The following is a 14,511-nucleotide window of genomic DNA, read 5'->3' as shown; positions in this document are numbered from 1 at the left end:
GCTCTTTATTCAAACCATTATTACAACGCACGGTACTTGTCTCTCAGTCTCTGACGAACCCACTCCGCAAGCGCGTTTACTGCAAACGTAAACACAAACAAAATCAATGCAGCTAGGAACAGCAGGCGATAATGCGAACTTCCAACTTCCGACTCTGGCAACTCAACGGCGATGGTCGCCGACAGGCTGCGCAATCCTTCCAAAATATTCCAATCCATTAATGGCGTATTGCCCGTTGCCATTAACACAATCATGGTTTCACCAACAGCGCGTCCCAGGCCCATCATAATGGCAGAAAAAATACCTGGGCTTGCGGTAAGCAAGACAACATAGATTAAAGTTTGCCAAGGCGTGGCCCCTAATGCCAAAGAGCCATCCGATAAATGCTTCGGTACAGAGAAAATGGCATCTTCGGCGATGGTAAAAATCGTCGGGATAACAGCAAACCCCATCGCTAACCCCACCACCAATGCATTGCGTTGATCGTAACCAATACCATGCTCGGTTAAGAATAAGCGCATATCGCCACCAAAGAACGTCTGCTCAATCGTAGGCGAAATCCACACTCCAAGCCCAATCAGTACCAATATGACAGGCATGAGCACTAAAGCATGCCAACCATTAGGCAGACGATTCCGCAAAGGTTGCGGTATTAATGCCCATAGCCCGCCCATAATCATGGTGCTCAAGGGCAAAACAAACAGCATGACGACGATCGTAATCAGGTGATCTTCGACAATAGGCGCGAACCACAGCCCCGCTAGGAAACCAATGATCACCGTCGGCAGTGCTTCCATTAGCTCAATCGACGGTTTTACGACACGACGCATACGTGGCGACATAAAGTAAGCCGTATAAATAGCACCTAGCACTGCGAGCGGCACTGAAAACAGCATCGCAAACATCGCCGCTTTTATCGTCCCAAATGCAATAGGTACTAGGCTGAACTTAGCTTCAAAGTTATCGCTCGCCGAAGTCGATTGCCACACAAATTCAGGCTCAGGATACCCTTCGTACCACACTTCTTGCCATAATGAGGACAATGAAATTTCCGGATAGGCATTGTCCACTTCCGCAATATTTAACGCATTATTTTGCCAAGTGATTAAGTAGCGTTCATTGTTAGACATTGCTGCGATTGCGGGTGCTTGATTGTACGCACGCTTAAACAACACCAGTTTTTCACTGGTTGTATAATGGCTTTGCAACGTGCCGTTGGTGTAAAAGCTATAAAATCCTTTTCGATGAGAATCCGGCAACAAATACTTAAGCTCTGATGCCAATTTAAAATCACGAATATGCGTTAACGTGCGTCTCTCTTCTTGCAGCGTATCAAACCATTGCGACACCCGACCATCGTTGTGTGTCACCAAAAGCGAGTAAGCACCAGCCAGTAGGTCCATTGTACGAACGGAGTGCTTCTTATCACCTTGAGTGAGGTCGACCACCTCTCGCACAGCAAATTTACGTGCGGTTTTCTTTAACACGATCAACTCAGAGCCATCGCGCAAATAAAGCGTTTCACCATCAGGTGTCAATAACATTTGCTGAGGTGCATCAAAGCCTGAAGAGAACGTAAAATCGATCGTTGTCGGAGGCGTACCCAAAGACGAAGCCACTTGCCAGCGAGCTTTCACTTCACCGCTTTGCGTCTGCCAAACAATCGTTGGTAACGGCGTCGAAGCTGCAAATACAAACTGAGTCACAGGATCTTGAGGCGTACTTAGTGTCAGATCCATGCTGGTGTCTAGCTCAATCACTTCCGGAGGACGTGTATTTTCTCTCAACGTGGCATTAAATTCTGGCTTGAAAAGGTGCGCTTTACCCTGCCCATCAACAAATCCATACCAACCTAGCCCAGGAGCAGATTGAGAGAAAGCGACGGGTTTCTGGACGATTTGCTGTTTATACACCGCAGGTTTCGTAGGATCGTCCATCGACAAATATTGAATCTCACCACTTTGGGTTAGAACGAACGCGAGCTGAGCGTAATCATCCACTGAAATCGCCAGTGGTGTTTCAATATGAGTGGCTCGAATTGCTTGGTTGGTTTTGATCTCCGCATCAGAAAAAAGCGGAATGATCACCATGGCGAGGTAGACAAAGATCAAAATAAGCGCCGCGAGTACGCCGACACCACCGGATGTCACTGCAAGTCGAACTAAACGATCTTTTATCAGTCGTTTCTTATCTTTTTCCTGCAATGAAAACTCGGCTTGTGCCATTTAAATCTCTACCTTTTTTGACTTAGTACTAGAATATGTCGTTAAGATGACAATTATATTACAGATCACATTAAACACCTGAAAAGAATACAACTCTTATGCAATGCGTGGTATGAAATAAATCTGTAATGAAAATCTCATAATGTTCTCACTCATCCATTTTTCCAAGATGAGTACGTATTACTTCACTTTTGGCTAGGTAAGGTTATGAGCGCAGAAAAACTATATATAGAAAAAGAACTTAGTTGGTTGTCTTTCAACGAACGAGTATTACAAGAAGCTGCCGATAAAACCGTCCCTTTGATCGAACGTATTCGCTTTCTTGGGATCTTTTCCAACAATTTAGATGAATTTTACAAAGTACGCTTTGCGGACGTGAAGCGCAGAATCCTAATCAGCCAAGAGCGCGGTGGCAGCGATAGCCCTAAACGACTGTTAACCAAAATGCAGTCGAAAGCACTCAAGCTTAACGAACAATTTGATGAGCTTTACAGCGAATTGATTCGAGAAATGGCGCGACGTCGCATTTTCTTGGTCAACGAACAACAACTGGATGAATCGCAACAAAAGTGGATCGCGAAATACTTCCGTAGAGAGGTCATGCCGCATATCACCCCTCTGCTAATGAAAGATGAGATCGATGTTCTGCAATTTCTCAAAGACGAGTACGCTTACATCGCCGTAGAGCTACGTAAAGAAGAACATTACCAATACGCTCTGATCGAAATTCCGACCGATCACCTTCCCCGCTTTGTGATGGTACCAGAACAGAAAGGAAAGCGTCGAAAAACCATCATCTTACTTGATAATATTATCCGCCACTGTTTGGATGAGCTGTTCAAAGGCTTTTTTGATTATGATGAGCTTAGCGGCTATGCGATGAAAATGACGCGTGACGCCGAATACGATTTACGCAACGAAATCGAATACAGCTTGCTCGAACAAATGTCGGAAGGTGTCAATCAGCGACTGACAGCAAAGCCCGTTCGCTTCGTCTACGAACGTGGTATGCCGCCTCAAATGTTAGAGTTTCTTTGTAACAAGCTCAATATTTCTAATTACGATAACCTTATCCCCGGCGGCCGCTATCACAATTTTAAAGACTTCATTGCGTTTCCAAATGTTGGGCGAGAGTACCTTGAAAATAAACCGCTTCCGCCAATGAAGTGCGCCGATTTCGAAGGTTACGCTAACAGCTTTGATGCGATTAAAGCGAAAGATATTCTGCTCTATTACCCCTACCACACTTTTGACCACATTAGTGAGTTGGTACGCCAAGCCTCCTTCGATCCGAAAGTACTTAGTATCAAGATTAACATTTACCGTGTCGCGAAAGATTCTCGCTTGATGAACTCATTAATTGATGCGGTGCACAACGGAAAAAATGTCACAGTGGTCGTGGAGCTGCAGGCTCGCTTTGATGAAGAAGCCAATATCGAATGGTCAAAAGTGTTGACCGAAGCTGGTGTGCACGTCATCTTCGGAGCGCCTGGCCTTAAGATTCACTCAAAGCTACTGATGATCAGTCGCCGTGAAGGTGAAGAAATTATTCGCTACGCGCACATCGGCACAGGCAACTTCCATGAGAAGACGGCACGAATTTATACCGACTTCTCTCTCCTTACCGCAGATCAAGAAATCACTAACGAAGTTCGTAATGTCTTCGGTTATATTGAGAATCCATACCGCCCAGTGAAGTTCAACCACCTCATGGTATCTCCACGTAATTCTCGAACCCAAATCTACCGCCTGATCGATAATGAAATTGCGAATGCCAAGCTCGGCAAGAAAGCCGCTCTTACGATCAAGGTCAATAACCTAGTCGATAAGGGCATCGTCAATAAGCTATATGGAGCAAGTACGGCGGGAGTGAAAATAAATATGATCATTCGCGGTATGTGCTCATTAGTACCGGGCATTGAGGGGATCAGCGACAATATTCGCATCATCAGTATTGTTGACCGCTTTTTGGAACACCCACGCGTGGTGATTACCCATAACGATGGCGATCCGCAAGTCTATATCTCTTCTGCTGACTGGATGACAAGAAATATCGATCACCGCATTGAGGTGGCGGCGCCAGTCCGTGATCCACGTTTGAAACAGAGAATTATTGATATAACGAATATCCATTTTACCGATACAGTAAAGGCTCGTTTTATAGATAAGGAAATGAGCAACGCTTATGTACCACGAGGTAATCGCAAAAAAGTTCGTTCTCAAATCGCTATCTATGACTATCTTAAAAATATAGAAAAGCAAACTAGAAAACAAAATTCAGATGCCTCAAATACTTGAACAAGATACTCGCTACATTGCCGCGATAGACCTCGGCTCAAACAGTTTCCACATGGTGGTGGCCAAGGTTGTAGGCAGTGACTTACAACTGGTTAGCCGTCATAAACAGCGTGTTCGCTTAGCATCAGGACTCGACAGTGAATTGAACTTAAGTCATTCCGCGATGGAACGTGCGTTAGAGTGCTTAGCCATGTTCGCTGAGAGACTGCAAGGGCTTGATGAGTCGAATGTGCGTATCGCCGCGACACACACACTAAGACGCGCTAAAAATGCTCATCTATTCATTGAGCGTGCGAAAGAAGTGATGCCCTTCCCAATAGAAATCATCCCAGGGGAAGAAGAAGCCCGCTTGATTTACTTAGGTGTCGCTCACACTCAAGTAGAGTCAAACTCCAAGTTGGTCGTTGATATTGGCGGCGGCAGTACCGAAATGATCATTGGACAAGAGTTTGAACCTGAGCTTCTCAACAGTAAACAGATGGGATGCGTCAGCTTTACAGAGCAATATTTTAAAAACGGCAAACTGTCTGGCAAAAACTTTAATAAAGCGATGTTAGCCGCCGAGCAAAAACTCGAGTCCATCGCTTCAGCATACCGTAAAAAAGGCTGGGATATCGCGCTCGGCTCATCAGGAACCATCAAAGCGATTCAAGAAGTGCTAGTAGGATTAGGTTTTGAAGATGGCCTGATCACCGCGAAGAGACTGGACACGCTTATTGAAACTCTGTGTAATTTTGATTCAATTGAAGAGATTGAACTGACAGGTTTAACAGAAGAACGTAAGCCCGTATTCGCGGCAGGCGTGGCGATTTTGTCCGCCATTTTCAAAGCACTTCGCATTGAGCAGATGTTTTTCTCCGATGGTGCTCTGCGCGAAGGTCTGTTGTACGAAATGGAAGAGCGTTTTGCGCGCTCCGATATACGTATGCGCACAACTGAAAATTTAGCCAACAAACACCGGGTTGACTTAGAGCATGCTGCTCGTGTTAAAGGCCATGCACGTGAGATGTTATGTCAGGTGCGCTCTGAACTAGGCATTAAGAAAAAGAGTGAGTTATTTGACTTACTAGAATGGGCAGCGTTGCTTCATGAAGTCGGATTAAGTATCAACTTACGTAGCTTCCATCGCCACTCTTTCTATATTCTGTTGCATTCCACTCTACAAGGCTTCAACCGTGAACAGCAATTAGTGCTCGCAACATTAGCCCGCTTCCAACGCAAAGCGCTCAAACTGCAAGAACTGCCAGATTTCAACCTCTACAAACAAAGTGACGTGATAAGCCTCATCAAAATATTAAGACTTTCTATCGTATTAAATGGACAGCGTAACGAAGATCCATTGCCTGACATCACTTTATCCATCAAAAATGATGAATGGATTCTTACGTGCACAGATAAAGCATGGCTAGAAAACAACAAATTGCTTCATGCTGATTTACAGGAAGAACAAGAACGTTGGGACAGCGTGAAGTGGACACTCACTTTCTGATCTCGTGCTGTTCATACCTAAACAAAAAGTCGGCTTACAGGCCGACTTTTTTTAACTCTTCTTCTGCAAAATCTGCCGTAATGGGCACATAACCATCTTTCTCAACCAACGCTTGCCCCTGAGCGGAGAAAATAAAGCGAATAAACTCGGCTTCAATTGGTGTTAATGGGTAATCCGGGTGCTTATTCACGTAAACATATAAGTAACGTGATAGTGGGTACTTACCACTAACAATATGTTCTCGCGTTGGCGTCACGTAGTCATTCCCCGTTTTTGCCACCGGAACTAAGCGTACGCCTGCCACTCGATAACCGACACCGGAATAACCGATTCCACTGATGGTTGACGCTACAGCTTGCACAACTGACGCGGAGCCTGGCTGCTCGTTAACTCGGGTCTTGAAATCTCCGCCACACAAGGCATTGCTTTTGAAGTAACCATAAGTTCCAGAAACGGAGTTACGACCAAACAACTGTACGTTGCGCTTTGCCCACTGTGATTCAAGACCGAGTTGCTGCCAGTTCGTGATAAATTGACTTTCACCACAGCGTAGCGTGGCAGAAAACAAAGCATCTAACTGACTAAAGTTAAGCCCTTGAATTGGATTGTCTTGATGAACAAAAATACCGATAGCATCGATCGCAACTCTAAGTGCCGTTGGCTTGTAACCATGTTCACGTTCAAACGCTTCAACCTCTCTTAAACGCATAGGACGGCTCATGGGACCAAACTGAGCTGTTTGTTCGGTCAATGCTGGGGGAGCAGTGGAAGAGCCAGACGCTTGGACTTGCGCATTAATATTCGGGTAAATGGATTTAAACTCTTCAACCCAAAGTGTCGTCATGCCCGCAAGCGTATCGGAGCCGACAGAGAGCAAATTCCCGACAATCCCAGTCGTTTTATGATAATTCGGCAATGGTTTATCTTGAGCGACAGCCATACTGGAACAAGCAAGAGCCAGTAGACTGAACACTTTTGCGACTCTTAATGCCATTATTTCACCACCAAACGTTCAGGCAATACAAAAGAAAACTTACTGCCCACGCCCACTTCACTGTGAATTTCCAAATGAGAATCATGGTGGCTCAGCGCATGTTTCACAATAGCCAACCCTAACCCACTCCCTCCGGTATCGCGTGATCTTGCTTTATCGACGCGATAAAAACGCTCAGTAAGTCGATGGAGGTGCTGAGGCTCTATACCATCACCACTATCCTCCACCTCTAAGCATGCGCCTTGAGATGTCTGGAACCAACGAACATTAATGTTCGCGCCAGGCGGTGTGTATTTGACAGCATTATAAACGAGGTTAGAGATAGCACTACGTAACTGGTCATCATCGCCCAGTACTCGTAGGCTAGCATCAACATCAAATTTCAATTTATGTTGGTTGTCCCCGCTAAGGCTGACCGCCTCTTTTTCTAGTACTTCGAGCATCGCAGGTACATTCACGACTTCTTCAAGCTCATGCATAGGTGCCGCTTCAATTTTAGATAGCGTCAGTAGTTGGTTCACCAAACTGTTCATGCGGTTGAGCTGCTCCGTCATAACACCATGCGCTTTGCTCCACATTGGGCCCACAACCATGTCAGGATCTTCTGTCATCTCCAAATAACCTTGCAGCACCGTCATTGGTGTACGAAGTTCATGAGAAACGTTAGCAAAGAAGTTGCGGCGCATTCCCTCAAGTTGTTTTAACTGGCTAACATCACGCACCACCATCAAATGTTCACCTTCGGTATACGGTACGATACGTAGTTCTAGCATGCGTTCGACATTGAGTGGTGAACGCATTTCCAATGGCTCAGAGAAGTCTTTCTTGTTGAGGTACTTGATAAAGTCAGGCGTACGGATGAGGTTGGAGATAGGTTGACCAGAGTCTTCCGGCCAATGGAAACCCAATAAGTGTTGAGCCAGTTTGTTACACCAAACGATATTGCCTTCAGCACGGAACACCACGACGGCATCGGGTAACGATTCCGCACCATTTCTGAATCGGCGAATGAGATTAGTAAGCTCTTTGCGTTTACGACGTTGGCGCTGCTGTAAGCGATACAAGCCATTGAACAAAGATTCCCAGTTACCGCTACCAGACGGTGGCGTGAGGCGCTTTTCATCCCATAACCAAGAAGATAAACGTACTTGGTTATGCAAATGCCACACAAGCTGCAATGCCGTAGCTGCCAGAAGCAACCACGGCATATAACCGAATATCCAACCTACTATCACCCATGGGGTGTAAAAAAAAGCCAGCTCCCAGGCCAGCTTTTTCCACGTTAATCTTTCAACCACTCATAACTCCAGAAATGGTACCGATAAGCTGCGTGTTAATTTATGCTTTTGTCGAGAAGCGGTATCCAGCACCACGAACAGTTTGGATCAGCTTATCATGACCTGCGGCTTCCAATGCTTTACGCAGGCGGCGAATATGAACATCGACCGTACGATCTTCAACATACACGTTAGTACCCCAAACATTGTTTAATAGCTGCTCACGGCTATACACACGCTCTTGATGCGTCATGAAAAAATGTAGCATTTTAAACTCTGTTGGGCCCATATCTAATGGTGCATCATTAGCCGTGACACGGTGTGATACAGGATCAAGCTTCAATCCCTGCACATCAATTACGTCTTCCAGTGCGGTCGGGGTTACACGACGAATCACCGCTTTTAAACGGGCAACCAACTCTTTAGGAGAAAATGGCTTAGTAATGTAGTCATCCGCACCGACTTCTAAACCGCGCACTTTATCTTCTTCTTCACCACGAGCGGTAAGCATCACAACTGGAATGTTGCGCGTTAATTCCTCTCGCTTCATATGCTTGATGAAGTTAATGCCGCTGCCTCCTGGTAACATCCAATCCAGTAAAACTAAATCAGGGAAGGGTTCAGCCAGTTTGGTTACTGCAGTATCGTAATCTTCCGCTTCTACCGCTTGGTAACCTTTCTGCTCAAGTACGAAGCACAGCATTTCGCGAATAGGAGCTTCGTCTTCAACAACCAGAATCCTTCTAGACATAATTGAGTAACCTTATGTTCGTTGAGCTAATGAATTTAAGAGACAAAGCGCCCCTCTATGCATAAGCATTATCACTACCAATTATGACACTTTTGTGACCTTTGAAAACAAATTTTCATATAACTTTCTTTTGAGGTTCATTCGGATATTTTTCATTTCTATTAAGACATCAGCACAAAAATTCCCTATGATTAGTCCCTTGTCATCAAGCCTAGAGAAGATTTATGTGGTTTAAAAACTGTCTGGTATACCGCGTTAACCGCGAGGTTACTTTCAACGCCGAACAACTAGAAACTCAACTGTCTGAATTCCGATTCACCCCATGTGGCAGTCAAGATAAACAGAAATTTGGCTGGGTCAGTGCAATGGGTAGACATGGCGACATGATGACTCACGTGTCAGAAAACCGCATTCTGATTTGCGCCAAGAAAGAAGAGAAAATGCTACCTGCCTCAGTGATCAAAGAGTCATTGAATGCAAAAGTAGAAGCAATGGAAGCGCAAGAAGGTCGTCCTCTGAAGAAGAAAGAGAAAGACAACCTGAAAGATGACATCGTAATGGATTTACTGCCTCGCGCATTTAGCCGCAGCAGCCACACTCACGTGCTCATCATGCCAAAAGAAGGGTTCATTCTTGTTGACGCAAGCAGCTACAAAAAAGCGGAAGACGTATTAGCACTACTTCGTAAAACCATGGGTAGTTTACCTGTTGTTCCTGCCATTCCAGAACTAGCGATTGAAACAACGCTAACCGAGTGGGTGAAAACGGGCGACACACCTCAAGGTATCACCATGATGGACGAAGCTGAGCTAAAATCCGTGCTTGAAGAAGGTGGCGTGATTCGTTGTAAGAAGCAAGAGCTGACCACAGATGAAATCCGCAACCACATCGCAGCAGATAAAGTCGTAACGAAGCTTGCACTTAATTGGCAAGATCGTATTGAATTCATCATGACAGAAGATGCGGGTATTAAGCGTCTAAAATTCTCTGATGAATTGAAAGATCAAAATGACGATATTCCACGTGAAGATCAAGCAGCTCGATTTGATGCAGACTTCTCTCTGATGTGTGGGGAGTTCAGTGCTTTCCTACCCAACCTATACGATGCGCTAGGCGGCTTACCAAATCCCAACGCTTAATATTGTATAAAGGTCAACCATAACGCCCTCACTTTTTTTGAGGGCGTTTTTCTATCTGAAGCACAATTACCCTAGTCACAGTTCACATTTTGACGTAAAATTTGCGCCCCATTTCCATTAGGTGGAATTGGCCTGACTTGTGATCAGATAAAAGAGAATTGAGCAATGACAACTGAGAAAGCATTCGTACCTGAGCTACTGTCTCCTGCGGGAAGCCTGAAAAACATGCGTTACGCATTCGCCTACGGCGCAGATGCAGTTTACGCTGGCCAACCTCGCTACAGCCTCCGCGTACGTAACAATGAGTTTAACCACGAAAACCTAAAAATCGGTATCGATGAAGCGCATGCTCTAGGCAAAAAGCTTTATGTGGTATGTAACATTCAACCACACAACTCGAAGCTAAAAACCTTCATCCGTGATCTTAAACCAATCGTAGAAATGGGTCCTGACGCATTGATCATGTCAGATCCAGGCCTAATCATGATGGTTCGTGAAGCTTTCCCAGAAATGCCAATTCACCTTTCTGTACAAGCAAACGCTGTAAACTGGGCGACTGTTAAGTTCTGGGCAGCGAATGGCGTGGAACGTGTGATCGTTTCTCGCGAACTATCTTTAGAAGAAATCGAAGAAATTCGTGAGCATTGTCCTGAAACTGAACTTGAAGTATTCGTTCACGGTGCATTATGCATGGCTTATTCTGGTCGTTGCCTACTTTCTGGTTACATCAACAAACGTGATCCTAACCAAGGCACTTGCACTAACGCGTGCCGTTGGGAATACAAAGTGGAAGAAGGCAAAGAAAACGACGCTGGTGATATCGTAGAGAAATTTGACCCATCTGAAGCACAGCCTGTCGAAGTACAAGACGAACGCCCTGAAACCACAATTGGCCGTGGTAAACCAACGGATGAAGTCGTTCTACTTTCTGAAGCGCACCGTCCAGAAGAAAAAATGGCAGCGTACGAAGATGAACATGGTACTTACATCATGAACTCTAAAGACCTGCGAGCGGTACAGCATGTTGAGCGCCTAACCAAGATGGGTGTGCACTCGCTGAAAATCGAAGGTCGTACTAAATCATTCTATTACTGTGCTCGTACTGCACAGGTTTACCGCAAAGCAATTGATGACGCTGTAGCAGGCCGACCATTTGATGAAAGCCTAATGGGCACACTAGAGAGCCTAGCTCACCGTGGCTATACCGAAGGCTTCCTACGTCGTCATACTCACGACACCTACCAGAATTACGATTACGGCTACTCAGTCTCTGATGCTCAACAGTTTGTCGGTGAGTTCACTGGTAAACGTCGTGGCGATATGGCTGAAGTAGAAGTGAAAAATAAGTTCCTTGTCGGTGATAGTCTTGAGCTAATGACGCCAAAAGGTAATGTTGTTTTCACGCTAGAAGCAATGGAAAACCGTAAGTCAGAGTCTATCGAGGATGCCAAAGGGAATGGTCACTTCGTCTTCATTCCAGTACCAGCAGATCTAGATTTAGAATACGGTCTATTGATGCGTAACTTAAACTCAGGGCAGGACACCCGTAACCCGACTGGTAAGTAATCATGGCTTTGCTCATTACTGACAAATGCATTAACTGCGACATGTGTGATCCCGAATGCCCCAATGGGGCAATCAGCATGGGAGAAAGCATTTTCGAAATTGACCCAGCTCTATGTACAGAGTGTAAGGGACATTACGAAAAGCCGACCTGTCAGTCAGTATGCCCGATTACAAAATGCATTATCACAGACCCGGAGCATGTAGAAACAGAAGAGCAGTTACTGGAGAAATTCGTGATTATTCAAGGGTTAGCATAAGAACAAGTAGGTTCAACTTTGGAGACAAAGTTGAACCTTTTTTTAACCCGACTTTTCAATAGGATAGATATTACAAAACAACTCTTTTTCAAAATGAGACTCTAACCGATCTCGCCAATTTTCAGCTTGGGAAACCGGCACAAGATAAAAGTTTTCTCGGCTCGTGTCCGTAACGAAAGCCATTCCATATTGCATCAGCTCGTAATGCACATCATTAACAAATCCGGGATCAAGACGCTGACGTCCTGTCAGGTGGTTTACATCAACCCGAGTCAATAAGACCCCTTTCGTTTCACTGCTAAATCTGTGTCTTAACCACTCTGCAAATTCTTTTGCACAAATCATAGTCATGGTTTTATCCTTGATTTACTCTTCTAGCAGGAGAAGTATCCATTCCCGCCTCACACACTTGTCTGCCTTGTTATTGCTTCGCTAGCCAACTGACAGACATATTGCTAAGAAACCAAAGTATCGTGACGAAAGATCTTTCTAAACAGAGAAGTTACGACTTATCTATACTACAACTCTTTGTTTAATTTAGATTTCTATATTATGTCACCAAAACTAATTAGGTTAGTTTTTGTATTGGTATTATTCACTGTAGACAAAAGTATGATGTTTCTCCAGTTTCATAAAAGAGATACGTAAGGGAATATAAACCTGTAGAGTCACTCTAGTTAGTAGAGATAAGTGATTGGCATTGCGGTGGAATCGCTTTTTTTCGCTTGGGCTTAGCAATAACTTTCGCAGACGGAGGCTTATCGATAGGCTTAACTTTCGGTCCCCAACTAGCAAGCTCTACCCCACAACCATCACCAGCGGGAGGCAGAGCTTGTTCAACACAATAGCCACTCGACTCAGGACAAGATAACCTGACGTGGAAGTGGTAATGATGCCCCCACCAAGGGCGAACTTTACGTAACCAAGAACGTTCTTTGCCTTCTTCTTGCGAGCAAAGCTGCTCCTTAATGACAGGATGTACAAAAATTCGTGCAACATCCTCACTCTGTGCAGCATATCGAATCAGCCTAAAGTGCCTATCTTCCCAGCGATGGTTAAGTATGGAATACCCTTTTAAGTCCACCACACTCATTGGCTTAGGGAGTTGTAATTCGTTATAAGAAAGCGGTTGGTCAGCGAGTCTTAACCAGATATCAATATCTAACCCAGTTTGGTGACTAGAATGGCCAGAAGAAAACCTTCCTCCTCGTGGTAAAGACAGGTCACCTATAAGCAGCGTTGTGTTGAGATTTTGATGAGCTTGAAGCGCTAGGTTTTCAATAAACTCTATCGTTTTAGGGTGCCCATAGTAGCGTTTCGTTTTACTGCGTAAAACTTGATAACCAACGCCATCAAGAGGCAAAGGTAATGCGCCATCCAAACAACCGTTGGCATAACTACCAATAGAGGAAGAAGAGTTTCGGGTAGGGTTAGCAACAGACTCCCAAGGAGTAGAGTATACAGAAGCTGAGAAACATAAACCCAAAGATACAATGAAACTCAGCTTCATAGCTTTTAGCCTTTAGTAGTGTTCGCCATTATCGTAATAAGCTTTAGGGGATAAAGCTGAAAAGATAACTGCAACATCAATATCCGCACCAGCAATACCACGAACTTGCTGTGTAATAAGCTTAGCAACTTTATCTTGTACTTCCTGACCACGATCAAACCAAAGCACTTCGACAAAAGGATATGCAGCACTCACCTCGCCCTCATTGAAAAACGTAGTGTAGATATACTCAAAAGTAAAATCCTCACGCGGACAGTCCATCAGAGGCTGAAGTTCATCCGTCAGAGGCTTTGATAGTGCCTGAACAGCTTGCGGCTCTACAGCACGGAATCGAAAATGTGGCATAAACTTACTTCCTAATTATTAGCATTAACTCATGATAATAACAGGAACCAAGTCAGTAATCATCCAAGCCAATGTAACCACTAACTTTTTCTATACACGTCATATAGATCAAGTAGTAAATCAACTAGCTCACTAACGAAGAATAATGGGAGTATGAAGAGAAGTAAGAAAGGGTAAAACGATACACCGAAGCTTAGTGACGCAATCTATTGCAATGGAAAATAGAATGGCTTAAGTCACCGATGTAATATGCTCTTAAGATCAATGTGCATCAGATGTCGACAACTATTCGCTAGAAACGAAAAAGGCTCTGACCTAAGTCAGAGCCTTGATATATGGCAGGGGTGGAGAGATTCGAACTCCCAACACGCGGATTTGGAATCCGCTGCTCTGCCAATTGGAGCTACACCCCTGCAGTTCGTGTTTAATGAGACGACTCTCAAATAAGTGGCGGAGTGGACGGGACTCGAACCCGCGACCCCCGGCGTGACAGGCCGGTATTCTAACCAACTGAACTACCACTCCGCAGTGGTATCACTCGCTTGTAATCAGCAAGTGTCCAAAATTTAAAGCCTGGCGATGTCCTACTCTCACATGGGGAAGCCCCACACTACCATCGGCGCTATTTCGTTTCACTTCTGAGTTCGGCATGGAAGTCAG

The 14,511-nt window shown here is 44.8% G+C and carries 12 protein-coding genes and 2 tRNA genes; 5 read left to right on the top strand and 9 right to left on the bottom strand.

Annotation, left to right across the window (positions count from 1 at the left end):
- Nucleotides 1-20 precede the first annotated feature (20 nt).
- The gene (locus NL643_RS19705; protein WP_253645019.1) at nt 21-2,225 is read right to left on the bottom strand and encodes an ABC transporter permease subunit; all 2,205 of its coding nucleotides are present in this window, start codon (nt 2,223-2,225) and stop codon (nt 21-23) included.
- A 207-nt stretch (nt 2,226-2,432) separates the two neighbouring features.
- On the opposite strand from NL643_RS19705, the gene ppk1 reads away from it, so the two are divergent.
- On the top strand, nt 2,433-4,523 hold the full coding sequence (gene ppk1 / locus NL643_RS19700) for a polyphosphate kinase 1 (protein ID WP_253645018.1): 2,091 nt from the start codon (nt 2,433-2,435) through the stop codon (nt 4,521-4,523).
- Entirely contained in the window at nt 4,507-6,012 is a 1,506-nt protein-coding gene (gene ppx / locus NL643_RS19695) for an exopolyphosphatase (RefSeq protein WP_065646333.1), read from the top strand. The genes ppk1 and ppx overlap by 17 nt, the downstream gene beginning before the upstream one ends.
- Before the next feature lie 34 nt (nt 6,013-6,046).
- Here ppx and NL643_RS19690 read toward each other — a convergent pair whose 3' ends face one another.
- Genes NL643_RS19690 through phoB form a run of 3 tightly spaced genes read right to left on the bottom strand, consistent with a single transcriptional unit; the run spans nt 6,047 to nt 9,034 of the window.
- Nucleotides 6,047-7,006, bottom strand: a complete 960-nt coding sequence (locus NL643_RS19690; RefSeq protein WP_253645017.1) for a PstS family phosphate ABC transporter substrate-binding protein — start codon at nt 7,004-7,006, stop codon at nt 6,047-6,049.
- On the bottom strand, nt 7,006-8,304 hold the full coding sequence (gene phoR, locus NL643_RS19685) for a phosphate regulon sensor histidine kinase PhoR (protein ID WP_005383667.1): 1,299 nt from the start codon (nt 8,302-8,304) through the stop codon (nt 7,006-7,008). The genes NL643_RS19690 and phoR overlap by 1 nt, the downstream gene beginning before the upstream one ends.
- A 40-nt stretch (nt 8,305-8,344) precedes the next feature.
- The gene (gene phoB / locus NL643_RS19680) at nt 8,345-9,034 is read right to left on the bottom strand and encodes a phosphate regulon transcriptional regulator PhoB (RefSeq protein WP_005381752.1); all 690 of its coding nucleotides are present in this window, start codon (nt 9,032-9,034) and stop codon (nt 8,345-8,347) included.
- Nucleotides 9,035-9,258: 224 nt separating this feature from the next.
- Between phoB and rdgC the strand changes: the two genes are divergently transcribed.
- From rdgC to NL643_RS19665, 3 genes are all read left to right on the top strand, one after another.
- A complete protein-coding gene (gene rdgC, locus NL643_RS19675; RefSeq protein WP_253645016.1) occupies nt 9,259-10,173 on the top strand; it encodes a recombination-associated protein RdgC in 915 nt (304 codons plus the stop codon).
- A gap of 165 nt (nt 10,174-10,338) precedes the next feature.
- Nucleotides 10,339-11,739 carry a tRNA 5-hydroxyuridine modification protein YegQ gene (gene yegQ / locus NL643_RS19670; protein WP_006741904.1) on the top strand — a complete coding sequence of 467 codons (1,401 nt, stop codon included), beginning with the start codon at nt 10,339-10,341 and terminating at the stop codon, nt 11,737-11,739.
- A gap of 2 nt (nt 11,740-11,741) precedes the next feature.
- Nucleotides 11,742-11,996 carry a YfhL family 4Fe-4S dicluster ferredoxin gene (locus NL643_RS19665; protein WP_046874349.1) on the top strand — a complete coding sequence of 85 codons (255 nt, stop codon included), beginning with the start codon at nt 11,742-11,744 and terminating at the stop codon, nt 11,994-11,996.
- Nucleotides 11,997-12,038: 42 nt separating this feature from the next.
- On the opposite strand, the gene NL643_RS19660 is transcribed toward NL643_RS19665, so the two are convergent.
- The 5 genes from NL643_RS19660 to NL643_RS19640 all read right to left on the bottom strand — a co-directional run bounded on the left by NL643_RS19660 (nt 12,039) and on the right by NL643_RS19640 (nt 14,376).
- On the bottom strand, nt 12,039-12,347 hold the full coding sequence (locus NL643_RS19660) for a hypothetical protein (protein WP_005391608.1): 309 nt from the start codon (nt 12,345-12,347) through the stop codon (nt 12,039-12,041).
- A 322-nt stretch (nt 12,348-12,669) separates the two neighbouring features.
- The gene (gene mepA / locus NL643_RS19655) at nt 12,670-13,506 is read right to left on the bottom strand and encodes a penicillin-insensitive murein endopeptidase (RefSeq protein ID WP_065646336.1); all 837 of its coding nucleotides are present in this window, start codon (nt 13,504-13,506) and stop codon (nt 12,670-12,672) included.
- Between the two features lie 12 nt (nt 13,507-13,518).
- Complete coding sequence (locus tag NL643_RS19650; RefSeq protein WP_005391613.1) at nt 13,519-13,851, bottom strand: DUF1904 domain-containing protein; 333 nt, start codon at nt 13,849-13,851, stop codon at nt 13,519-13,521.
- Between the two features lie 336 nt (nt 13,852-14,187).
- A tRNA-Trp gene (locus tag NL643_RS19645) sits at nt 14,188-14,264 on the bottom strand.
- Between the two features lie 35 nt (nt 14,265-14,299).
- Nucleotides 14,300-14,376: transfer RNA gene (locus NL643_RS19640), tRNA-Asp, on the bottom strand.
- Between the last annotated feature and the right edge of the window lie 135 nt (nt 14,377-14,511).

This window comes from Vibrio sp. Y42_MX_L11, from assembly GCF_024181785.1.
GTDB lineage: Bacteria > Pseudomonadota > Gammaproteobacteria > Enterobacterales > Vibrionaceae > Vibrio > Vibrio diabolicus.
This window is presented reverse-complemented; position numbering and strand designations above follow the sequence as displayed.

Coding starts and splice junctions, on each gene's coding strand:
- NL643_RS19705 (WP_253645019.1), bottom strand. CDS start 2,225: ATGGCACAAGCCGAGTTTTCATTGCAGGAAAAAGATAAGAAACGACTG.
- ppk1 (WP_253645018.1), top strand. CDS start 2,433: ATGAGCGCAGAAAAACTATATATAGAAAAAGAACTTAGTTGGTTGTCT.
- ppx (WP_065646333.1), top strand. CDS start 4,507: ATGCCTCAAATACTTGAACAAGATACTCGCTACATTGCCGCGATAGAC.
- NL643_RS19690 (WP_253645017.1), bottom strand. CDS start 7,006: ATGGCATTAAGAGTCGCAAAAGTGTTCAGTCTACTGGCTCTTGCTTGT.
- phoB (WP_005381752.1), bottom strand. CDS start 9,034: ATGTCTAGAAGGATTCTGGTTGTTGAAGACGAAGCTCCTATTCGCGAA.
- rdgC (WP_253645016.1), top strand. CDS start 9,259: ATGTGGTTTAAAAACTGTCTGGTATACCGCGTTAACCGCGAGGTTACT.
- yegQ (WP_006741904.1), top strand. CDS start 10,339: ATGACAACTGAGAAAGCATTCGTACCTGAGCTACTGTCTCCTGCGGGA.
- NL643_RS19665 (WP_046874349.1), top strand. CDS start 11,742: ATGGCTTTGCTCATTACTGACAAATGCATTAACTGCGACATGTGTGAT.
- NL643_RS19660 (WP_005391608.1), bottom strand. CDS start 12,347: ATGACTATGATTTGTGCAAAAGAATTTGCAGAGTGGTTAAGACACAGA.
- mepA (WP_065646336.1), bottom strand. CDS start 13,506: ATGAAGCTGAGTTTCATTGTATCTTTGGGTTTATGTTTCTCAGCTTCT.
- NL643_RS19650 (WP_005391613.1), bottom strand. CDS start 13,851: ATGCCACATTTTCGATTCCGTGCTGTAGAGCCGCAAGCTGTTCAGGCA.